Source organism: Polymorphospora sp. NPDC050346 (assembly GCF_040655695.1).
In the GTDB taxonomy this organism is placed as follows: Bacteria; Actinomycetota; Actinomycetes; order Mycobacteriales; family Micromonosporaceae; genus Polymorphospora; species Polymorphospora lycopeni.
Window position 1 is genome coordinate 39,286 of sequence record NZ_JBFAKM010000035.1, and the last position, 21,365, is coordinate 60,650.

Consider the following 21,365-nt stretch of genomic DNA (forward strand, 5'->3'; position numbering starts at 1 on the left):
CCGACCCACCACGAAGGAGTGCAGCTTGGACGCGACCCGCAACACCGGCGACCTTCGCCGCCGCAACCTGCTCAGAATGGCCACCGCCGGCGTGGCCGGCGCCGCCGTCGGCGGCACCGCCCTGGCCGCCCCGGCCGCCGCCAACCCCCCGTTCGTGCCGGCGGGCTCGCTCGTCGTCGACGTACGCGACCACGGCGCGGTCGGCGACGGCACCGGCGACGACACCGCCGCCATCCAGGCCGCGCTGACCGCCGGCAAGGGCGGCATCGTCTTCCTGCCGCCCGGCACCTACCCGGTGTCGACGATGCTCACCGTCTACTCCGGCACCACCGTGCTGGCCACCGCGACCACCGTGGTCCGGCGGATCGCCGGCCCGTGCCTGATGGGCAACGGCGTACTCGGCGACTTCACCGCGACCGCCTACAACGGCGAGTCGAACATCGTCATCCGCGGCGGCGTCTGGGACGTCAACGCGGGACAGGTCGCCGCGAGCGGCGCCGGGTTCGGCCTCAGTCACGGCGAGAACGTCAGCCTCTACGACCTGCGGGTCCTCGACGTGCAGCGGCACCACGCCATCGAGGTCAACGGGATGAAGAACGTACGGATCGTCAACTGCCGCTTCGAGGGGTTCTCCGACCCGGACGGCAACCGCGGCTACTCCGAGGCCGTACAGATGGACTACGCGGGCGGACCCAGCCACTTCGGGCTCTTCGGCGCCCCGGACTACACCGGCTGCCAGGACATCGAGTTCACCGGCTGCTATTGCGGCCCGTCCGACCAGTTTCCCTCCTATCCCCGGATGGTCGGCTCGCACGGTGGCCCCAACGGCCACCAGCACACCGGCCTGCGGGTCACCTCCAGCTATGCCGAGGGCTGCACCGAGTGGGCGATCCGCCTCTACGACTGGCTCGACGCCCTCGTCGAGGGAAACCAGGTCGTCGGCGGCGGTGGCGGCATCCAGATCGGCCCGGCCGGTGTCCAGAGCGGCGGCAACATCATCGTGCGTGGCAACACCGTACGCCGCCTCGCCGGGGTCAGCGAGGCGGCCGGCCGCCCGCCGGACGCGGCGATCTGCGTGGGCCGGCTGAACGAGTCGCGGACCCGCCACCTGGTCGTCGACGGCAACGTGATCGAGGACGTACGGATGGAGGGCATCGCCGTCTACCGGACCGACGGCGCGATCGTCGCCAACAACATCGTCACCGGCTGCGACGGCGTCGGAATCCGGGTCAACCGGTCACCGCGCGCGCTGGTACGCGGCAACAACGTCGCCACCCCCGGCCGGGAGGGCGTCGTGGTGCACGTCGGCAGCGATTACAGCAGGGTCAGCGACAACATCCTCAAGGACTCCGCCACCTACGGGGTGAGCGTCACCGACGCGGTCACCGACGTCGTGGTCCGCGACAACACCGTGCTCGGCGCCGGCCGTACCGCCGGCACCGTCGCTTCGCTGCGGGTGAGCAACAACGCCAACCGTACGGCGCTCGTCGGCAACACCGTGCGCCGCCGCGGATCGGGCAACGAGGCGGCGTACGGGATCTCGATCACCAGCACCTGCGCCGGCACCTGGTACACCGGCAACGACCTGCGGGACGGCGGCCCGAGCGGTGCGGCCAGCGACGCCGGCACCGGATCGTCGACCAACCCGGGAGGACCCACCTGACCGGGCCGACCCTTCGACCGGAGGCGCCGCCGGCCAACCCGGCCGGCGGCGCCGACCGCCCGCCGCCCGCCGGCACGAACCGCCCGGGGCACCGATGCTGCTGATTGCCGCCGGTCTCTTCGCCGCCTTCACCGGCTACAACGACGCCGGGGCACTGGTCGGCATCGGGCTGCGCAACCGGGGAATCCGACCCGTGGTCGGCCTGCTGGTGCTGGTCGCCACGGTGGTGGCGGCACCACTCGTGGTCGGCGTCGCCGTCGCCACCACACTCGACGAACGCCTGGTCTCCTTCGACGACGGGCGGCAGTGGCCGCTGCTGGTCGGCATCCTCACTGCGGTGCTGGTCACCGGGGTGCTCGCGTTCCGCCGGTTGCCCACCAGCCTCACCCTGGCACTGATCGGCGGGATCTCCGGCGCCGGCCTCGGCACCCGCGCCACGGTGGACTGGACCGTGGTCGGGCTGGTGCTGCTGGCCGCCGCGGCGGCGCCGTTCGCGGGTGCCTTCGTGGCGCTGCTGGTCTGCCGGCTGCTGGCCGTACTGCCCGCACCGGAGGGGGCCGGGCGCCGGCTCCGCTGGCTGCACGTCGGGGCGTACACCGCGACCTGTGTCGCCTACGGCGCCAACGACGGGCAGAAGATGATCGCCGTCTACGCGGCCCTGTACGGCGGCGGCGTGGCGGCACACGCCACCTCACCGGCCGCGCTGGCGCTGATCGCGGGCTGTTTCCTGCTCGGCGCTGTCTTCGGACTGCAACGGCTGGCGGCCAGCATCGGCGGCGGCCTGGCCGCGTCGCGGACCGACAGCGTGGTGGTCACCGAGGCGACCGGAGCCGGCGTGGTGCTCGGCACCGCGCTGCTCGGCGCGCCGGTGAGCATGACCCAGTCGCTGTCCGGCGCCATGGTCGGCACCGGGCTGGCCAGGAAGAGTAGGAGAGTGCGATGGCGATCAGTGTTACGACTCGGGACGGCGTGGCTGTTGACGCTGCCCACCGCGATGGTGGTCGCCGCCGCGGCCGGCGCCGCACTGTCCGTGCGGTGGTAGCCGACAGCCGGATCGCCGCCCTGGTCCGTGACCTGTCCGGGCGGACCGACCAGGCACTGGCCAGCCTGGTGGTGGAGCAACTGGCGGCGACCGCGGCCGGGGTACGGCTGGCCCGGTCGGCGGCGGCCGGCGAGCTGGCCCCGGCGGTCGCCCGGCAGCGGATGGGTGCCGTCGAGCACGAGGGCGACGCCGGCCGGGCGCTGCTGGTCAAGCGGTTGCGGCGCAGTGTCAGCTCGCCGATCGACCGGGAGGACCTTTTCCGGCTCTCCCGGGCTGTCGACGACGTGCTGGACGCGCTGCGTGACTTCGTCCGTGAGTTCGACCTGTTCCAGGCGGCGCCGAGTCCCGCGTACGCGCCGGTGCTGGACGCCCTGGCGGCCAGCGTCGACCACCTGTCCGAGGCGGTACGGCTGCTGCCCGCCGCGCCGAGGCGGGCCGCCGACGAGGCGCTGCTGGCGAAGAAACCGGGGGTCCGGCCGCGCTACCAGCACGCGGTCGCCGACCTGCTGGGCGGGCCGGTCGACGCCGACACGCTGCGGGACACCCTGTTGCTGGGCCGGCTGGACCAGGCCGGCACCAGCCTGGCTGCGGCCGTCGACGCGCTCGCCGACGGCGTGGTCAAACGGTTCCAGTAACCGGACCGCCGGCCGTGCGGTGTGTCCCGGGTGGGAGCACGCCGCACGGCCGGTCGGTTCCGGCGCCGACCTCTGCGGGCCGGCGCCGGAACCAGATCAGCTACCGGTGATCGTGAAGCCCGATCCCGGCTGGATGACGATGTTGCCGTCGGCCGAGTTGGTGATGGTCACGTTCGTCAGCCGGGCGCTGCCGCGGGCACCGCCCATCGCCAGGATGCCGGCACCGTTGTTCGATTTGTCGATGCGTACGTTGGTGATCGCGACGTTGGGTATGGACCCGCCGCCGGTCTTGAACTGGATGCCGTCGTACGTGGAGTCGTGGATGTCGGTGTCCCGGATGGTGACGCCCGGGATGTCCAGGCCCGCCGCGAAGAGCGTGATCGCCCCGAACTCCTGGTCCTCGTTCCAGAAGGCGCCACCGGTGCGGTAGAGGCCGTTGTTGGCGATCAACGTCTGCCCGGAGAACGGCAGCGGGCTGTGGTCGGTCGCCAGCATGATGCCGGGGTAGTTCATGGTGTCGTAGACCAGGTTGTTCTCGATCTTGTTGTCGTAGCCGCCGTAGATGGCGATGCCGTTGGCCCGCCAGGGCAGCTGGATGGTGTTGTTGAGGAACTGGTTGCTGTGTCCGATGTCGACAGACGTGTCCTTGACGTACGGGTTGGCCCAGACCGCCAGGGCGTCGTCGCCGGTGGTGCGGAACGAGGAGTTGAAGACCCGCGAGTTGCGGGTGCCGTTGGAGAAGTTGATGCCGTCGGCGTACGTGTTGCGGATCCGCATCCCGCTGAACTCCAGCCCGTCGCCAGGGTTCCACAACTCGGGGATGTTGCTGTAGTCACGTCCGACCCAGGCACCGACGTTGGCGTGCTCGATCCAGACGTTGCTGATCCGGGTGTTCTTGCCGAACCGCCCGTTCAGGCCGACGCCGCCCTCGGCACCACCCGGCCCGCCCCGGATCCGGCCCGAGCCGAAGATCGCGATGTCGGAGATCTGGGTGTTGTCGTCGATGTCGAACCCGAAGTTGCCCTCGTGCGGGTGGTTGATGCCGCCGACCACCAGGTGCGGCTCGGTCAGCGTGTGGAGCTGGGAGTGCCACATCCCGGCGCCGCGGATGGTGACGTTGCGGATGCCGACCTGGTTGTGGGTGCCCCGGTTCAGCGGGTCGTCGGTCAGGATCTTCTGCTCCTGCCGCCACTGGCCCGGCGGGATCCACACGCAGCTGATGACACCGTTCTGGTCGTCGGTCACCGCCCGCTGCAGGGCGGCGGTGTCGTCGAGACCGTCGTTGGGCACCGCGCCGTACTCGGTGATCGACGTGCACTCGGCCGGCTTGCTCGACGGCGGCGCCACCTGCTCCAGGTCGACGAAGTCGATGATGTAGAAGGAGGCGGTGTCACCGGCGTCGCGCTGCAACTTGAACCGGGTGCCGGGCGGGTACGACTGCCCCAGCAGCGCGTTCGACTCGTCGAACAGCCGCCGGGCGTCGGCCTGCGGGGTGTTCGTCAGCCCCTCCGGGTCGTCGGTGTTGCCGTACAGCCAGCTGTGCCGCGACGACAGGGTCAGCTTCCGGTTGAACGTGCCGTTGACGTAGAGGCTGATCGTGGCCTCGATGCCGCCGCCGTTCGCGGCGTCCGGGATCGAGTTGCGGACCACGATCGAGTTGGCCTGGTTCGTGGAGGTGAACTCGACAAACTGGCCGGTGCTGTTGAGCCGCACCGACTCGCGGCCGGACGACTCGGTGGCGAAGTTGGTGTGCCCGAAGGTGCGCAGCGGGTCGGCCTGCAGCAGGACACCCTGGTAGTTGGCGTCCTCGGCCTCGTACGACACCCATGGCACGGCGGCACCGCGACCGACCACGATCGACCGGGTGAGGGTGTTGTTGCCCTCGTTGGTCTCGGTGACCGTGTTGGTGGCGTCGGCGGTCGCGGTGATCGTCGCCCCGCCGCTGGTCGCGGTCCAGGTGCCGCTGATCGCCACGATGACCGTCGCGCCGGCTGCCACGGCCGGGGTGGTGCCGTTCAGCGTCGTGCCGCCCACCGTCAGCCGGGTGACCGTGCCGGCGGCCGCGCCGGTGGTGCCACGGTTGTTGACCGCGACGGTGAACGAGACCGCCGCCCCGACCGCCGGGTTCGGCGGGTTGGACGTGACGGCGAGCACCTGCAGGTCGGGTCCGGGCGCCTGGGCGACGACCAGCGGCGTCGGGTTGGCGCCGGTGTTGTTGCCCTCGTTCTGCTCGACGACGGTGTTGGCCGGGTCGACCCGGGCGCTGACGGTGTAGGAGCCCTGGGCCAGGGTGCCGATGGCCCGGCTGACCGGCAGCGAACCGCCGGCGGCGATCGGGCCGATGTCGGCGCTGGCCTTCACCACGCCGCCCAGCAGGAAGTCCAGCCGGGTGTTGCCGGACACCCGGTCACCGGTGTTGTTGACCGTGGCGGTCAGGCTCAGGTTGGTCGTCTCCGACGGCGACGCCGGGGTCCACGACACGTTCGTCACGGTCAGGTCCGGGTTCGGCGCCGGGGTGCCGCACACCTCCAGCTCGGCCACCTGACCGGCCGGGGCGCCGCTGTTGGAGTTGAACCGCAACTGCACGTCCGCGGTGGTCGCGGTGACCGGAACGCGTACGACGTTGTTGCCCTGGACGAACTGGTAGTTCGCGGCGGGCACCAGGCTGGTGTAGGTGGTCGCCGCCTGGTCGCGGCCGAGGATCTGGAAGTTCTGGGTACGGGTGCCCCAGGACGGGTCCGGGTTCAGCTTGACGGTGACCGCGGTGACGGCGTGGTTGGCGCCCAGCGCCACGGTCAGGTTCTGCGGGTAGCCGCCGCCCCCCTCCCAGTAGGTGCCGAGCTGGCCGTCGTTGGCCTTGTCCGGCGTGAAGGTGAACGTCGACCCGCTCGCCGTCATGGTCTTGCCCTGCGCGACGTTGACACACGTCGGCGGCTGGCTGCCGGTACGGGTGGTGGTGTTGCCGAACGCGGACAGGTTGCCGGCGCCGTCGCGGGCCCGGACCTGGTAGGAGACGGTCGCCGTCGGCGGCTGGCTGTCCTGGTACGTCAGCACGGTGCCCAGCGTCGCGATCAGGTTGCCGTCACGGTAGACGTTGTAGCCGGCCAGCCCGCTGCCGCCGGTGTCGGTGGAGGCACCCCAGTTCAGCGTGATGGTGTTGCCCGAGGTGCTGTGCGACAGGGTGCCCGGCACGGTGGGCGGGATGCTGTCGGTGCCGGTACGGGTCACCGTGTTGCTGTTGCCCGACCGGTTGCCGGCGTTGTCGCGGGCCCGTACGTAGTAGCTGACCGTCGCCGCCACCGGCTGGGTGTCGGCCCAGGTGGTGACGGTGCCGACGCTGTGGACCAGGGCGCCGTTGCGGTAGATGTCGTAGCCGGCCAGGCCGCTGCCGCCGGCGTTGTCGGTCGACGCACCCCAGTTCAGGGTGATCGTCGTGCCGGAGGCGGTGTAGGACAGGGTGCCCGGCACGCTCGGCGGGGTGGTGTCGGTGCCGCCGCCGGGGCCGTAGATCTCGACCTCGGACAGCTGCCCGGCCGGCCAGGCGCTGTTCGCGGTGATGTTGATCCGGACGTAGCGGGTGGTGGTCCGGTTGAAGGTGATGGTCACCGAGTTGCCGGCCACGGCCGGGTCGAACGTGTACGTACGGGACGCGACCACGTCGGTGAACGTCGACCCGTTGGTGCTGCCCTGCACGTTCAGCGTCTGGGTACGGGTGTTCCAGCCGGCGGTCGGCAGCTTGAGCACGACCCGGTCGATGGCGGTGGCGGTGCCGAGGTCGACGGTCAGCCACTCGGGGAAGGAGTGGTTGGTGCTCTCCCAGTAGGTGCTCTGGTTGCCGTCGACCGCCCGAGACGAGGCGTAGACGTCGGCGTGACCGCTCTCGGTGGTGGGGCGGCCCTGGGCGAGGTTGGTGGTCGAGCCGGTCGTGGTGCCGTAGACCTCGAGTTCGGCGAGCTGCCCGGCAGACCAGCCGGTGTTGGCGGTGATGTGGACCCGGACGAATCGGGTATTGGTCGCCGGGAAGTCGATGGTCACCGTGTTGCCGCTGGCCGGGTTGAAGACGTGGCCCTGCGGCGTGGTGATGTTGGCGAAGCTGACCCCGTCCTGGCTGCCCTGCACGGCCAGGGTCTGGGTGCGGGTGCCCCAGCCCGGCGGCAGCTTCAGCACGACCTGGTCGACTCCGGTGCTGGCGCCGAGGTCGATCTGGGCCCACTGCGGGAAGGCGTTGTTGGTGCTCTCCCAGTAGCTGCCGGCGTTGCCGTCGTTGAGGTTGCCGGCCGGGTTCTGGCCGTTGGTCGAGCTCGCGGCGGCGGTCTTGCCGAGCGCGAGGTTGGGGCCGCCGGCCGCGTGTGCCACGGCGGTGCCTCCCACGGTGGCGATCACGGCGGCCGCGACCGCTGTCGCCACCGCCCTGATCAGAGCGGATCTTCTCATCACTGTCCTTTTCGCTGTCGGGACGGTTCGGCCGGTGGCGCGGGGGCCACGGGCGCGGGGGTGTGCCGGCGCGGGGCCGGGGTGGGCCGCGAACGGCGAGCGGGACCGGATGGTGTTCACGGGCGGGATGGGTGCGGTGCTGGGTGGGCCGGTGGGCACCCCCGGGGCCGGGGTGGGGGCGACCAGCCGGTGCGTACGGCAGCCGAAGGCATCACCGGGCCTTGTCCGGGACGGAGGAGAGGGGCGGTCACCGTGGGTGTCCGCGTGGAAAATTGCGCCAGCCTGCTTTGAAACAAGCATGGCTTTGTTTGAATCTTTCGTTGCTTGGGGGCGAACTTTACCGACGTGCTACGGAGGCGTCAACGGCGTGATGTCGATGGATGTCTAGGGCGCGGTCAGTTCCCGCTGGAGCAGCAGGGTGTCGATCCACCGGCCGTGCTTGAAGCCGACCGCCCGGAGCCGGCCCGCGTCGACGAACCCCAGCCGGCGGTGCAGTGCGGCCGAGGAGGGGTCGCCGGTGTCGGCGATGACCGCGATCATCTGCCGGCAGCCCGCTGCGGTGGCCCGGCTGACCAGTTCCGACAGCAGGGCCTTGCCGATGCCGTGGCCGGTCGCGGTCGGTGCGAGGTAGACGGTGTCCTCCACCGTGTGCCGGTAGGCCGACTTCGGTCGCCACGGGCCGGCATAGGCGAAGCCGACCACGTCCCCGCCGGCCTGCGCGACGAGGAAGGGGAGACCCCGGGCCGCCAGGTCCCCGTGCAGTCGGGACCACTCGCCGGCGGTCGGCGGGGTCTCGGTGAAGGTGGCGACGGTCTGCTCGACGTAGTGCTTCATGATCTCGGCGACCGCGGTGAGATCGGCCGAAGTGGCGGGGCGGATGGTCGCTGGCGGCGTCGACACGGCGTCTCATTTCTCTATAGTGAAATGGAACGCTATTATAGTGAAATGCTCGATCTGGTGAAGCTGGGCGCCCGGGTCCAGGAACTGCGCCGCGACCGGGGCATGACCCTCGCCGAGGTGGCCGACGCGGCCGAGGTGAGCGTGAGCATGCTGTCCTCGGTCGAACGCGGCCAGAAGGTGCCGACCGTCGTGGTCCTCGCCCGCATCGCCGACGGGCTCGGCACCAGCCTGGCCGACCTCGTCACCGAGGCCGAGCACGTACGCGTCGTCGTCCGCCGCGCCACCGAACAGGACACGGTCGAGGAACCCGGCGGATGGCGGCGGACCATCGTCAGCCCCGTGGTGCCCGGAGTGAACTTCGAGTGGATACGCACCACCCTGCCCGCCGGCTGCGACGCCGGCGAGTTCCCCGCCTACGCGCCCGGCTCCCACGAGTTCGTGGCGGTCGAGCACGGCACCCTACGGCTGAGCCTCACCGACCGGGTGGTCGACCTGCGGGCCGGTGACTCCGTCTACTTCGCCGCCGACACCCCGCACGCCTACGCCAACCCCGGCACCGGGCCGTGCTCCTACCACGTGGCGGCACTGATCATGCGACCCCGGACCGCGCGTGCCCGCCCGGACGGACCGGCGGACCCGGCCGCCTGACAGCGGCCGGGCATCCGGGCGGGCCGGTGGGCGTCAGGCGCCCGGTTGGTACGCCGCCAGCGCCTTGAGCAGCAGGTCGACCAGCTCACGGCAGTCGGCCTCGCTGATGGTGAGCTGGGGCAGCAGCGGCAGCACTCCGAGCGAATAGCTGGTCAGCAGCCCCTGGTCACGGCAGGCCAGCCGGAACCGGTTCACCTCCCGCACCCGCCACGGCTCGCCGTTCTCGTCGATCAGTTCGATGCCGAGCAGCATCCCCTCGCCGCGTACGGCGCCCAGCCGCGGCTCCGACTCCGCCGCCGCGGCCAGCATCGCGACCAGGTCGGCGCTGCGCCGCCGTACGCCGTCGAAGAAGCCGTCGGCGGTGAGGACGTCGAGTACGGCCAGCCCGGCCGCCGCCCCGAGCGGGTGGCCGTCGGTGGTGGAGCCGTTGGGGAAACCGAGCCGCACCGGCGGGTGGGTCAGCGCGTCGAAGACGTGCGACCCGACGGCGAGCACGGCCAGCGGGAAGTAGCCGGCGCTCAGCCCCTTGCCGAGCACCAGCATGTCCGGCACCTCGGTCAGCCGCTCGATGTACGTCATCGCGCCGACCCGGCCGGCGCCGGTGGTCACCTCGTCGGCGATGGTGTGGATGCCGCGCCGCCGGCACTCGACGATCAGCGTCTCCAGGTAGTGCGGCGGCGCCGGAAGGAACGAGGTGCCGGAGACCGGCTCGAACATGACCGCCGTGACGTGCTCGGTGCCGACCGACTCGATCGCGTCGAGAACCGGCCGGATGCACCCACCGGTGCAGGCGCCGGGCTCGCACGACACCGGCGGCGGGGTGGTGACGTGCACGACGTGCTGGTCGACCGGCGCGGAGTAGTCGTGCAGGACCGGCTCGTCGGTCAGCGCCGTCGCCAGCGGGCCGGTGCCGTGGTAGGCGCTGTGCAGGGCGATCACGGTGTGCCGGTCGGTTTCGCCGGTCATCCGCCGGTAGAACCGGGACAGCATCGCCGCCGACTCGGTCATCTGGCTGCCGGTGTTGCCGAACCGGATGTGCCGCAGCGGCGCCGGCAGGGTGGCCGCGAGCGCGGCGGCATAGTCCACGGTGGACTGCGGCGGGTGCTCGTAGCGCATCACGGTGCCGGACGGCAGCACGTCGAGCTGGCGGGCCATCGCCCGCTTCACCGGCTCGCAGGAGTAGCCGAGGGTGACGTTCCACATCGACGACCGGGCGTCGAGGTAGCGCCGGCCGCCGGCGTCGACCACGTGGCTGTCCGCCCCGCTGACCAGGAACATGTCCGGATCGTTGTCGCGCAGGAACTCGCCCATCGGGGTCAGGCCGTGCCAGACGGCGTACCCGCTGCTTTCGATCATGGGTTCTTCCTTCGCAGGTCGGGGGCGAAACTGTGCAGGGCCGCGTCGACGATCCGGTCCACGTCGGGCAGCAGGGGAGCGAGCAGGGTGGGGCTGACCGGCGCCGGCACCGGGGCGCCGGTGATCAGGTCGATCCGCCCGGGGTCGGCCGCCCCGGTCTGGACCAGGTGCAGGGCGAGGTCGGTCATCACCGACCCGGAGCGCGGCTCCTCGTCGACGAGCAGGACCGGCCGGTCCGGCAGGACCATCGCGGCCACCCCGTCGCGGTCCAGCGGTGCCGCCGTACGCAGGTCGACCACCCGGGCGTCGACGCCCTGCCCGGCCAGCCGGTCGGCGGCGCGCAGGCAGGCGGCGACCGTGTTGCCGATGCCGACCATCGTCAGGTCGGCGCCGCCCCGGGCCAGCCCGGCGACCCCGAACGGCAGCGCGGCCGGCGACGGCTCGGGCTCGGGCAACTCCGCCCAGTCCGGGGTGAACAGCAGCGGCGACTCCAGCACGACCACCGGGTCGGGATGGGTCAGCGCGGTCCGCAGCAGGCCGGCGAGCGAGTTCGGCGAGCCGGGTACGGCGACCACCAGGCCGGGGATGCGGCTCAGCAGCCCGTACGGGGCGTGCTCGTGCTGGGCGCCGAGGTGCTCGCCGCCCCGGCTGAAGCCACGGACGACCAACGGCACCGAGAACTGCCCGCCCGACATGTAGCGCCAGGTGGTGACCTGGTTGACCAGCTGGTCGAAGGCGCTGTAGAGGAAAGCGATCCGGGCGATGCTGACCAGCACCCGCCGGCCGGTCAGGGCCATCCCGAGCGCCATGCCCAGCATCGCGTTCTCGGCGATCGGCATCCGGACCATCCGGTCGCCGCCGTACCGCGCGACCAGGTCGTCCTGCTGGTAGGTGCAGAACATGCTCATCGTCGGCTGGGCGGTCAGCGCGTCGCGGACCGCCGCCCCGATCGGGTGCGGGCGGCTCACCGGGCCGCGCCGATCAGCGCGTCGCCGGTGACCGTGATCCCGGTCCCGGCGGTCGCCGGGTCGGGCCCGCCGGCGTCGACCACCCGGCGGATCAGCGCGTCCGTCTCGGCGGCGACCTCGGCGCGCAGCGCGGTCAGGTCGGCGGTGATCCGATCGGCGGCGACGGTCAGCGGGTCGCGGGCCAGCCAGCGTTCGCGTTCGGCCGCCGGGCGGTATTCCGCCGGCGGCCGTGGACCCAGCTGGGAGTGGAAGTGCCGCAGGTAGGTGTGGGCGACCAGCACCCCGACCCCGCCGCCGTCCCGGCAGGCGGCGAGCGCGCCGGTGGCGGCCTCGTGCACCGCCTCGACGTCGTTGCCGTCGACCTCGACGTGCGGCAGCCGCAGGCCACGGACGAGTTCGGTCGGGGTGAGGTGGCGCACCAGCGGGCTGGCGGTGCGGTCCTGCCAGCCGTTGTCCTCGCAGACCACGAGCAGCGGCAGCCGCTGCGCGGCGGCGATCATCAGGGTCTCGTACGCGCCACCGGCGCTCAGCGCCCCGTCGCCACAGAAGACGATCACGGCCCGGCCGGCGCCGTCGAGCTTCGCGGACATCGCCGCGCCGGCCGCGATCGGGAGCTGGGCCGCGACGATCGACGTCGACCCGAGCAGGTGGTTGGCCCGGTCGGCGAGGTGCATCGAGCCGGACTTGCCGCCGCACACCCCGCCGTCGCGGCCGAGGATCTCGCGCAACAACGGCTCGGGCGGGCTGCCGGCGGCGAGCGCGTGACCGTGGCAGCGGTAGAAGCTGACCACCCACTCGTCGGGCCGGCGGGCGGCGAGCACGCCGACGGCGACGGCCTCCTGGCCGGTGTAGGGATGTGTCGCGCCGGGCACGAGCCCCTGCCCGGCCAACCGCAGCACGCCCTCTTCGAAGAGTCGGATTTCGAGCATGGCGCGGTATGCGGACAACAGATCCATGGTGCGGTCCCGTCAGGAGTTCGTTGGCTTGCGTGGTGCGGTTCCGGGCGGAGGAAACGCAGGACGCCGGGTACGCCGTACGGCTCGTGACTAACTGCTGGAGCCAGCTTTCGGGCTGGTCGGCTCGGCTGTCAACAAAACCTCAGAGGATGGCGCGTTAGTGCCACTCTCGGTGGGCCGATCATCGACCGATGTCGGCATCATTGTGCCGAACCGGGTGTTCCGTACGATGCTCGCGCCGGTGCCGGCCAGCGCCGCGGCGGCGAAGGCGAGCAGGGTCGGGACCATGCCCCACCACTGGGCCAGCGCCCCGCCGAGCAGCGCGCCGACCGGGATGGCCAGCGCGCCGATCGTCCGGCTCATCGCGATCACCCGGCCCAGCTGGTGGGTCGGCACCAGCGACTGCTGGAGGGTGGCGGTGGCGATGAACCACACCGTCGCGCAGTAGCCGAAGACCGCCTCGTAGGCGACCAGGGCGGCGAACGGCGGGGCGATCGCGGCGGCCGGGATCAGGAACAGGGCGGCCCCGGCCAGCGGGGCGAAGAACGGCACCACCCGCACCATCCGCAGCCTGCGGATGACCCACCCGGCCGTCCCGACCGCCACCAGCGACGCCACGCTGTTGACCACGTAGGCGGCCCCGACCAGGCCCGGCGACAGGTGCAGTTCCTGGTAGGCGAAGACGAGGTAGAGCGCGCCGAGCGCGGAGCCGCCGAAGTTGAGCGCCGCGGCGGTGACCGCGATCCGTACCAGGAGGGGCTGGCCGCGCAGCACCGCGACGCCGTCGCGCAGCGCCCGGACCATGCCGGACGCCTCGGCGGACCGGCGGGCCAGCGCCTCGCGGGAGGGACGCATCGTGGCGAAGGCGAGGATGGACAGCACCCGGGTGCCCGCGTCCACGCCCATCGCCGCCGCCGCGCCCCACCACTGCACCAGCGTTCCGGCGACGGCCGGCCCCGCCACCTGCCCGACCGACCGGGCCCCGGCCATCGCGGAGTTCGCCGCGACCAGCTTGTCGCGCGGCACGAGCACCGGTACCACGGCCTGCAGCCCGATGGTGATCAGCCCGCCGAGCACCCCGGTCACGACCGCGACGGCGCCGAGCAGCACCAGCGAGAGCAGGCCGCCGACGGCGGCGACCGGCACCAGCAGGACGGCCAGGCCGTAGCCGAGGCTGGCCAGGATCAGCAGCCGGCGGGGCGACCGGGCCCGGTCGACCAGCACGCCGAGCACCGGCGCGGCGAACGCCTGTGCCCCGAACTCCAGCGCGAAGAGCACGCTCGCGGCCAGCGGCGACGCTCCCAGGTGGAGGATCGCGAGGGTGGGCAGGGCCAGCGCGGTGATCTGGGTGCCGACCACGCCGACACCGTGCGCGGTGACGAGCGATCCGAGCCCGTGACCGGCCGTACGGGACCAGGGTCTGCGGCGGGTTGCCATCGACGCAGCTTAGTTCGACCCGGGTCACGCTGACCGCGAGTAGCAGCCTTGACGCGGTCCGTAGGGCCAGTTAGTTTGGTCAATCTCCGGGCGGAGAGTGGCCGGCTGCGTGTTTCGCCTCATCGAGGCGCGTCACGGGCCCGGCCACGGGCAGGACATGCGGCGCCACGGGTCGGCCGGCATCACGCCGGCGGGTCACGGTCCCAAGGTCCGCTCGCACCGCACTGGAGCAGTCATGGCACTTCACCGCGCAGACGAACTCGACAGCGACGCCGCCGCCTACCGCATCTTCGGCGCGACCCGCGACAAGAAGTCCTGGCGCGCGACCGACATCATCGGCGACGCCATGCGCCGCAAGGACTGGGACCGCACCGAGTCCGCGTGGCGGGTCGCGTCGCGCGGCTACTACGCCGAACAGGCCGGCCTGGTCGCCGCCGCCACCCTGGCGACCCACACCGAGGACGCGCCGCTGCGCTTCAGCCTGGCCCTGGCCACCGCCGACGAGGCCCGGCACGCCGACGCCTTCTACCAGTACGCCAAGGCGATCGGCGGCGAGCCGGAACCGGACGCCCCGGAGACGGTGGAACCGCTCAACGAGATGCTGGTCAGCCTGCCGCACATGGGGCGGGCGCTGGTGCACACCATCCTCGAAGGGCTGGCGGCCGACGAGTTCATCCTGTTCCAGGAGATCTTCGCCGGCGACCCGCTCGGCCGGCTCTACGAGGCCGTCCGCGGCGACGAGATCCACCACATCGCCATCGGCCTGAACTACCTCGCCCGGGTCTCCAAGACCCGCCAGGGCGCCGAACTCTGGCGCGAACACGGCCAGGAGTGGCACGACCTGGGCTTCAACATCACCTCTCTCGACAGCATCTCCGCCAAGTGCGGTGCGCTGACCGGCCGCGACCCGAAGCGGATCAAGGCCTGGTTCGTCCGCCGGCACCGCGCCCGGTTGCGCGCCGCCGGTGTGGAGTTCACGAGGGGAGGTGAACACGGATGAAGATCAAGAAGGTGGGCCTGAAGAAGGTCACCCACGGCACGTGCAAGTACCAGGTCGACCTCAAGCGGTCGGCCAAGTGATCCAGACGCCCGGGCGGTGCCACCGCCCCGCCCGGGCGTACCCCCGGCCCCACCAGTCTGCGGAGGTGACCCCGTGGCCATCTGCCTCGCGGCCATGCCGTGGCAGTCGCTGGACTGCCCCTCGCTGCCCCTCGGCCTGCTCAAGGCCATCACCGTCGCCACCGGACGGCCGGAGCCGGCGACCTACCACGGCGGCACCCGGTGGGCCGAGTTCCTGCTCGCCGCCACAGACGGCGGGATCGGGCCGGCGGAATACACCGACGTCGCCGAATCCGGCCTCTTCCACGGACTGGGCGACTGGGTCTTCGCCGGGGTGCTGCACGACGACGACGAGTTCGGCGTCGCCGAGCTGCGGCGGTACGCCGCCGACCTCGACGTCGACATCGACGTGGTCACCCGGATGCGCCCGCACGCCGCCGCGTTCGTCGACGCCGCCGCCCGCGACATCCTCGCCACGAACCCGACCATGGTCGGCTTCAGCACCACCTTCATGCAGAACGCGCCGAGCCTGGCCACCGCCCGCCGGCTGCGCGAACTGGCACCCGACCTGATCATCGTCTTCGGCGGCGGCAACTGCGACGGCGCCATGGGCACCGCCATGCACCGCAACTTCCCGTTCATCGACCACGTCATCCGGGGCGAGGGCGAGATCGCCTACCCGGCCCTGCTCGACGCCGTCGACGGGAAGATCCCGTACGCCGACGTACCCGGACTGTCCTGGCGCGACGGCGACCAGCGGCACGACAACCCGCAGGGCGGCCTCGTCCCGCCCGGACTCATCCCGGTGCCGGACTTCGACGACTGGTTCGAGCTGATGGCCGACTCACCGGTCAACGAGTACGTCGAACCGAAGCTGGTCCTGGAGAGCGCCCGCGGCTGCTGGTGGGGGGAGAAGCACCACTGCACGTTCTGCGGCCTCAACGGCACCGGCATGCAGTTCCGGGCCAAGTCGCCGGATGCCGTGATCGCCGAACTGACCACACTGGTCAGCCGGCACCAGACCCTCGACGTGATCATGGTCGACAACATCATCGACAACCGCTACTTCCGCGACGTGCTGCCCCGCGTCGCCGACCTCGACTGGGACCTGCGCATCCACTACGAGGTGAAGTCCAACCTGCGCCCCGACGAGATCGAGGCGCTGCGGCAGGCCGGCGTCACCCACGTCCAGCCCGGCATCGAGTCGCTGATCAGCCCCGTACTCAAGCTGATGGACAAGGGCGTCACCGGCGTCCGCAACGTCCGTACGCTGCGCGACTGCGAATCCGCGGCGCTGACCGTGACCTGGAACTGGCTCTACGGCTTCCCGAGCGAGCGCGGCGCCGACTACCAGGCGATCCTGCGCCAGGTACCGGCCCTGATCCACCTCCAGCCACCGGCCGGCCTGGCCCGCATCCTGCTCGAACGGTTCAGCCCCTACTTCGAGAACCCGCTGCTCGGCTTCCCCGAGCGCCGGCCGGCCCGGCTCTACGACCACGTCTACGCGCTGCCGGCCGACCAGCTGACCGACATGGTCTATCTCTTCGACACCGAGCCGGCCGGACTGTCCGACGCCGACGCCGAACCGCTCGCCAAGCTGATCAACCTGTGGAACGACGGATACCCGTCCAGTGCGCTGCGGGTGGTTCGCGACGACGACGAGGAGATCGTGATCGCCGACCGGCGGGTCGGCTGGCCCGAACGCGACCACCACATCGTCGGGGCGCCGTTCGTCGCCGGCTACCGGGAACTGGCCAACGGCCGTACGGCGAAGGCCCTCGCGGCCCGGCTCGCCGACCACGGGCTGCCGGCCGAGAAGGTCGACGCCTGGCTGCGGGAACTGTCCGAGCACGGGCTCGTCTTCACCGAACAGGACCACTGGATCGCGCTGGCGACCACCATCGAGCCGCTGAAGGTGGGCTGACGATGACCACGACGACCCGACCCGCGGTCGACATCGCCGCGCTGCGCGCCGACCCGGCGGCCCACAGCCTCCAGGTGGTCGACCTGCCCGAGCCGCTGCGGTTCGGGCAGGACCCGGTGCAGGATCTCGAACACCTGCGGCTGCTGCGCACCCTGACCAGCCACGCCGTACGGCTGCGCTGGACGATCAGCGGCCGGCCGGCGTTCCCGCTGGAGACGTACACCCACTTCGTCGCGCCGTCCGACGGTGTCGACCTCGACGGCATGAACCACGCCGTCGAGTGGGCCCGCGACTACCGGTACGGCACGTACTACTACCGCCGCGGCCCCGGCATCGTCACCGTCAAGGACGTCCGGCCCGGTCAGCCCGGCGCCCGGATGGTGATCGAGGAGGGCGCCGACCGGTTCGAGCGGCTCGCCGAGTCACCCGACGGCGTCCCCGGGCCGGGCGACGACGAACTCGTCGCTGACGCGGTCGAGGCGGGGCTCGCCGTCGAGGCGGGCGGCCGGGCGCTGGTGCTGCCGTACCGGATGCGGCACTGGCCGGTGCCCTACCTCGCGGTGTGACGGGCGGGCGCGGTTCCGGTCGAGTGCCGGCCCGGCGGGCGGCTTTCAGACCCAGCCGCGCCGGGCCGCCTGCACCCCGGCCTGAAAGCGGGTGGCGGCGTCGAGGCGCTGCATCAGCACCGCCACCCGCCGGGCGAACGTCCGCTTGCTCATGTGCAGCCGCGCCGCCGCCTGCTGGTCGGTGAGCCCGTCGCCGAGCACCCGGACCAGGTCCCGCCCGCCCTCGACGCCGTCGATCCCGGCGGCGACCCGGGCCGCCTCCGCCCGCCGCGCCGCGGCCTCCCAGGCGGCGCCGTACGCGGCCGCCAGCGAGCCGGCCAGCACGACGTTGCGCATCCTGGTCAGCCGGTCCGCCTTCGGATGCCCGGAATCCTGGTAGGGCAGGTAGAGCACGGCCCGGTCCCGGATCACGAGGAAGTAGGGAATCTGCGACGACGCCGGCAGGGCGATCCCGCTGCGGGCCAGGGCGGCGAGCGGCCCGGCCGGCGGTTCCGGTACGGCGGCGTGCAGCAGCCGGACGGTGACCCCACGGGCCCGCAGGCTCTCGAAGAGGTGCGCCGGCAGCGGCAGCCGGTGCGGCGCCGGCACCAGCACCAGCAGTTCGTCGCGGGTCAGTTCGGCCAGCTCGGCGGCGACCAGGGCGAGATTGATCTCGGCGGCCGGGCCGCGCCGCTCCTGGTACGTGGCCCGGTGCGGCAACGTCCGGTCGGGTCCGGCGGCCAGCCGCGTCGACGCGGTGTCGTCTCCGGTCACGTGATCACCCGTCGACCGCGGGAGTGTGCCACTCGGGCGCCCCGACGATGTCCCAGCCGTTGATGACACCGGTCAGCCGGGCGCACAGCTCGTGCAGGCAGTGCTGGGCCCGCTCGTCGTCGGCCACCGCGACGAACGCGGCGATCCACATCATCCCCGCCCGCTCGATGACCTTGACGTGCTCGACCCGGTCGGTCTCGGCGCGCAGTCCGAGGACCAGGTCGCGCAGCGTCTCCGGCGTCAGCGGAGTGCGGTCCTCGCCGACCGGGGCGAGGGATACGGCCGATAGCTGCATGTTTTCCGTCCAGGGGTCGTGGACATCCTTGCGGATTCATTCTTTTCTTTGTCTTCGAATGCGGTCAACGAGCGGAAATAGGCGTGAAAACGCCTGGCGCGATCACGCCACGGCGGCCGTCGGCACCCTTGCCAACCCGAAGATCGTCTGAGACGGTGTTCGGCAGGGCGAGGAGGCCGAGTTGTTCAGATCCCTTGGTCTGTCGACGACGGCGGAGGCCGTCTACCGCGCGATGCTGGCGGAGCCGACCTGGGGAGTGGCCGAACTCGCGCGGTCGGTCGAGGTGTCGACACGCCAGGTGCACGACGCGCTCGACGAGCTGATCGAACTCGCCCTGGTGCGGGAGTCGGGCGACATCCCGGGCCGGCTGCGGCCGACGAACCCCGAGGTTGGCCTCGCCCCGCTGCTGGCCCGCGCCAGGGCCAGCATCGCCCGGCAGCAGTACGAGATCGAGGCCACCCAGGCCGCCGTGGAGGCGCTCGCCGAGGCGCACAGCGACAACCGGCAGCGCGACCGGCTGGTCCGTCTGCCCACCCTCGACGCGGTGCGGGACCGGCTGGAACACCTGGCCGCCCTGGCCGGCTCCGAGTGCCTGTCGTTCATTCCGGGCGGCCCGCGCAAGCTCGACGCCATCGCGGTCAGCCGACCATTCCACCGCCGCGCACTCGAACACGGAATCACGGTCCGGGCCGTCTATCAGGACAGCTTCCGCAACGACCCGGAAACGCTGGCGTACGCGCGTTGGTTCAGTGAAATGGGGGGAGAGGCCCGGACCGTCCCACTAATCCATTTTCAACTGACAGTCGTCGATCGTCGGCTGGCCCTGCTCCCGATCGACCCGGCCGACCCGCGCAAGGGCGCGGTCGAGATCCACAGCCCCGGGGTGACCACCGCCGTCTGCGCCCTCTTCGACCAGGTGTGGTCGTCCGCCACCCCGTTCGGCAGCGCCGCGCCCGTCGACGACAACGGTCTCGAACCGCCCGAGCGGGAACTGCTCCGGCTGCTCGGCGACGGCCACACCGACGAGTCGGCCGCCCGCCGGCTCGGCCTGTCCGTCCGGACGATCCAGCGGATGATGTCCGACCTGACCGACCGGCTCGGTGCCGCCAGCCGCTTCCAGGCCGGCGCGAACGCCGTACGCCAGCATTGGCTGTGAGCACCGGACCGCCCGGATCATCGACTTTCGGCGACTGGTCGCCGGCCGTCCCCGACACCTAGCGTGGTCGGCAGGGCGAGCCGGACCCGGCCCGCCACCGTCACACGGAGGGGAACCGATGGACGCCCCCAAGTCCGGCAAGCAACCCGCGGCCCGCCACGGTGCCGGCGACAACCAGACCTACCTCGGCGTCCCACTCCTCAACAAGATCGTCCTCTTTGCCGGGCTGCCCGCCCTCGTACTGGTGCTCGGGTTCGGCCTTCCCCCGCTCGCCCGCTGGGCGCTGAGCTGGGAGGTCGGGCTGCCGATGGGCTTCGTCTTCCGGCTCTTCGCCGGCATCGACCGACCCTGGGAGATCGCCGTCAACATGGCCATCTGGCTCGCGGTGGTGGCCGGGATCGCCCTCACGACGATGACCGAGTCGCTGAAACTGACGGTCGGCGACACCGAGCTGCGGATCGAGCGGGGCGAGGAGAAGTGGACCATCCCCCGTGCCGACGTGGCCGCCGTCTTCGTCGACGGCACCAAGGTGGTCGTCCTCGACCACGAGTCCCGCCAACTGCTGTACGAGACCCACGAGGCCGCCCCGACGGTCATCGCCGACGCCTTCCGCGGCCACGGATACCCGTGGCGGGACACCGACCCGTTCACCGACCTCTACCGCCCCTGGCACGTCCACACCGCCGACCTGCCGCCCGCCGTCCACGACCTGCTCGCGATCCGCGCCTCGGCCCTGAAGAAAAAGGCCCACAAGGAGGTACGCGACCTGCGCGGCGCGATCCTCAAGCTCGACTACGCCGTCCGGGACGAGGGCACCCAGCAGTACTGGCGCCCCCTCGTACGGTCGTGACCCGGTGCTCTCCGCCGCCACCGGACAGCCGCGAACCGGCGGCGTCGCTACCGTGACCGGTATGGTCCGCGTCCTCCTCGTCGACGACGACTCCATGGTCCGCCTCGGGCTGGCCACGGTGCTCGGCGCCGGCCGGGACATCGAGGTGGTGGGGGAGGCGGCCGACGGCGCCGAGGCCCTGGCCGCCGTCGCCCGGCTGCGGCCGGACGTCGTACTCATGGACATCCGGATGCCCGGTATGGACGGCCTGGCCGCCACCGAGGCCCTGCGTGCGGTCGCCGGCGGACCGGCGGTAATCGTCCTCACCACGTTCGACACCGACGCCCACATCCTGCGGGCACTGCGGGCCGGGGCCAGCGGCTTCCTGCTCAAGGACACCCCGCCGCTGGAGATCATCGACGCGGTACGCCGGGTCGCCGCGGGCGAGTCGATGCTGTCCCCGTCGGTGGTCGGCAAGTTGATCGAACACGTGGTGCGCGACGAGGACCGCGCCGACCGCACCGACCGGGTGGCGCGGGCCCGGAGCATGCTGGGCCGCCTCACCGGACGCGAGCGCGAGGTGGCCGAGGCGGTCGGCCAGGGCCTGTCCAACGCCGAGATCAGCGTCGAGCTGTTCATGAGCGTCGCCACCGTCAAGGCGTACGTCTCCCGGCTGCTGACCAAGATGGAGTGCGCCAACCGGGTGCAGGTCGCCATCCTCGTCCACGACGCCCGGGGCTGACG

At 71.9% G+C, this 21,365-nt stretch carries 18 protein-coding genes; 10 read left to right on the top strand and 8 right to left on the bottom strand.

Annotated elements, in window-relative coordinates; all coding sequences use genetic code 11:
* Positions 1–25: 25 nt before the first annotated feature.
* From AB0I42_RS28570 to AB0I42_RS28580, 3 genes are all read left to right on the top strand, one after another.
* Positions 26–1,663, top strand: a complete 1,638-nt coding sequence (locus AB0I42_RS28570) for a right-handed parallel beta-helix repeat-containing protein (protein WP_357541952.1) — start codon at positions 26–28, stop codon at positions 1,661–1,663.
* A 94-nt stretch (positions 1,664–1,757) separates the two neighbouring features.
* Positions 1,758–2,705 (top strand): inorganic phosphate transporter, encoded by a 948-nt coding sequence (locus AB0I42_RS28575; protein WP_357541954.1) that lies wholly within the window; start codon positions 1,758–1,760, stop codon positions 2,703–2,705.
* Positions 2,699–3,340, top strand: a complete 642-nt coding sequence (locus AB0I42_RS28580; protein WP_357529211.1) for a DUF47 family protein — start codon at positions 2,699–2,701, stop codon at positions 3,338–3,340. Before AB0I42_RS28575 ends, AB0I42_RS28580 begins: the two co-directional genes overlap by 7 nt.
* A 96-nt stretch (positions 3,341–3,436) precedes the next feature.
* Here AB0I42_RS28580 and AB0I42_RS28585 read toward each other — a convergent pair whose 3' ends face one another.
* Positions 3,437–7,774, bottom strand: a complete 4,338-nt coding sequence (locus AB0I42_RS28585) for a discoidin domain-containing protein (RefSeq protein WP_357541956.1) — start codon at positions 7,772–7,774, stop codon at positions 3,437–3,439.
* 384 nt (positions 7,775–8,158) lie between these two features.
* Positions 8,159–8,674, bottom strand: a complete 516-nt coding sequence (locus tag AB0I42_RS28590) for an N-acetyltransferase family protein (protein WP_357541958.1) — start codon at positions 8,672–8,674, stop codon at positions 8,159–8,161.
* Between the two features lie 45 nt (positions 8,675–8,719).
* On the opposite strand from AB0I42_RS28590, the gene AB0I42_RS28595 reads away from it, so the two are divergent.
* Positions 8,720–9,322, top strand: coding sequence for an XRE family transcriptional regulator (locus AB0I42_RS28595; RefSeq protein WP_357541960.1), 603 nt, complete (start codon positions 8,720–8,722; stop codon positions 9,320–9,322).
* A gap of 33 nt (positions 9,323–9,355) precedes the next feature.
* Here AB0I42_RS28595 and AB0I42_RS28600 read toward each other — a convergent pair whose 3' ends face one another.
* From AB0I42_RS28600 to AB0I42_RS28615, 4 genes are all read right to left on the bottom strand, one after another.
* The gene (locus AB0I42_RS28600; protein WP_357541962.1) at positions 9,356–10,678 is read right to left on the bottom strand and encodes an aminotransferase class III-fold pyridoxal phosphate-dependent enzyme; all 1,323 of its coding nucleotides are present in this window, start codon (positions 10,676–10,678) and stop codon (positions 9,356–9,358) included.
* Positions 10,675–11,646 carry a transketolase C-terminal domain-containing protein gene (locus tag AB0I42_RS28605; protein ID WP_357541964.1) on the bottom strand — a complete coding sequence of 324 codons (972 nt, stop codon included), beginning with the start codon at positions 11,644–11,646 and terminating at the stop codon, positions 10,675–10,677. The genes AB0I42_RS28600 and AB0I42_RS28605 overlap by 4 nt, the downstream gene beginning before the upstream one ends.
* On the bottom strand, positions 11,643–12,602 hold the full coding sequence (locus AB0I42_RS28610; RefSeq protein WP_357541966.1) for a thiamine pyrophosphate-dependent dehydrogenase E1 component subunit alpha: 960 nt from the start codon (positions 12,600–12,602) through the stop codon (positions 11,643–11,645). Before AB0I42_RS28610 ends, AB0I42_RS28605 begins: the two co-directional genes overlap by 4 nt.
* Before the next feature lie 90 nt (positions 12,603–12,692).
* Entirely contained in the window at positions 12,693–14,039 is a 1,347-nt protein-coding gene (locus tag AB0I42_RS28615; protein WP_357541967.1) for an MFS transporter, read from the bottom strand.
* A 235-nt stretch (positions 14,040–14,274) separates the two neighbouring features.
* On the opposite strand from AB0I42_RS28615, the gene AB0I42_RS28620 reads away from it, so the two are divergent.
* From AB0I42_RS28620 to AB0I42_RS28630, 3 genes are all read left to right on the top strand, one after another.
* A complete protein-coding gene (locus AB0I42_RS28620; protein WP_357541969.1) occupies positions 14,275–15,039 on the top strand; it encodes a ferritin-like domain-containing protein in 765 nt (254 codons plus the stop codon).
* Positions 15,040–15,192: 153 nt separating this feature from the next.
* On the top strand, positions 15,193–17,022 hold the full coding sequence (locus AB0I42_RS28625; protein ID WP_357541971.1) for a RiPP maturation radical SAM C-methyltransferase: 1,830 nt from the start codon (positions 15,193–15,195) through the stop codon (positions 17,020–17,022).
* Positions 17,023–17,024: 2 nt separating this feature from the next.
* Positions 17,025–17,588 (top strand): DUF5825 family protein, encoded by a 564-nt coding sequence (locus AB0I42_RS28630; protein WP_357541973.1) that lies wholly within the window; start codon positions 17,025–17,027, stop codon positions 17,586–17,588.
* Between the two features lie 45 nt (positions 17,589–17,633).
* Here AB0I42_RS28630 and AB0I42_RS28635 read toward each other — a convergent pair whose 3' ends face one another.
* On the bottom strand, positions 17,634–18,341 hold the full coding sequence (locus AB0I42_RS28635; RefSeq protein ID WP_357541975.1) for a hypothetical protein: 708 nt from the start codon (positions 18,339–18,341) through the stop codon (positions 17,634–17,636).
* 4 nt (positions 18,342–18,345) lie between these two features.
* Entirely contained in the window at positions 18,346–18,636 is a 291-nt protein-coding gene (locus AB0I42_RS28640; RefSeq protein ID WP_357541977.1) for a hypothetical protein, read from the bottom strand.
* Between the two features lie 181 nt (positions 18,637–18,817).
* On the opposite strand from AB0I42_RS28640, the gene AB0I42_RS28645 reads away from it, so the two are divergent.
* The 3 genes from AB0I42_RS28645 (at position 18,818) to AB0I42_RS28655 (ending at position 21,363) form a co-directional block, all read left to right on the top strand.
* Positions 18,818–19,792 carry a LuxR family transcriptional regulator gene (locus AB0I42_RS28645; protein WP_357541979.1) on the top strand — a complete coding sequence of 325 codons (975 nt, stop codon included), beginning with the start codon at positions 18,818–18,820 and terminating at the stop codon, positions 19,790–19,792.
* A 118-nt stretch (positions 19,793–19,910) separates the two neighbouring features.
* Entirely contained in the window at positions 19,911–20,642 is a 732-nt protein-coding gene (locus AB0I42_RS28650; RefSeq protein WP_357541981.1) for a hypothetical protein, read from the top strand.
* Positions 20,643–20,703: 61 nt separating this feature from the next.
* Complete coding sequence (locus tag AB0I42_RS28655) at positions 20,704–21,363, top strand: response regulator transcription factor (protein ID WP_357541983.1); 660 nt, start codon at positions 20,704–20,706, stop codon at positions 21,361–21,363.
* The last annotated feature ends 2 nt before the right edge of the window (positions 21,364–21,365 follow it).

Excerpts from the sequence above, each read along its gene's own strand:
- AB0I42_RS28575 (WP_357541954.1), top strand. The coding sequence starts at position 1,758 with ATGCTGCTGATTGCCGCCGGTCTCTTCGCCGCCTTCACCGGCTACAAC.
- AB0I42_RS28585 (WP_357541956.1), bottom strand. The coding sequence starts at position 7,774 with ATGAGAAGATCCGCTCTGATCAGGGCGGTGGCGACAGCGGTCGCGGCC.
- AB0I42_RS28595 (WP_357541960.1), top strand. The coding sequence starts at position 8,720 with ATGCTCGATCTGGTGAAGCTGGGCGCCCGGGTCCAGGAACTGCGCCGC.
- AB0I42_RS28600 (WP_357541962.1), bottom strand. The coding sequence starts at position 10,678 with ATGATCGAAAGCAGCGGGTACGCCGTCTGGCACGGCCTGACCCCGATG.
- AB0I42_RS28610 (WP_357541966.1), bottom strand. The coding sequence starts at position 12,602 with ATGGATCTGTTGTCCGCATACCGCGCCATGCTCGAAATCCGACTCTTC.
- AB0I42_RS28615 (WP_357541967.1), bottom strand. The coding sequence starts at position 14,039 with ATGGCAACCCGCCGCAGACCCTGGTCCCGTACGGCCGGTCACGGGCTC.
- AB0I42_RS28620 (WP_357541969.1), top strand. The coding sequence starts at position 14,275 with ATGGCACTTCACCGCGCAGACGAACTCGACAGCGACGCCGCCGCCTAC.
- AB0I42_RS28630 (WP_357541973.1), top strand. The coding sequence starts at position 17,025 with ATGACCACGACGACCCGACCCGCGGTCGACATCGCCGCGCTGCGCGCC.
- AB0I42_RS28640 (WP_357541977.1), bottom strand. The coding sequence starts at position 18,636 with ATGCAGCTATCGGCCGTATCCCTCGCCCCGGTCGGCGAGGACCGCACT.
- AB0I42_RS28650 (WP_357541981.1), top strand. The coding sequence starts at position 19,911 with ATGGACGCCCCCAAGTCCGGCAAGCAACCCGCGGCCCGCCACGGTGCC.
- AB0I42_RS28655 (WP_357541983.1), top strand. The coding sequence starts at position 20,704 with ATGGTCCGCGTCCTCCTCGTCGACGACGACTCCATGGTCCGCCTCGGG.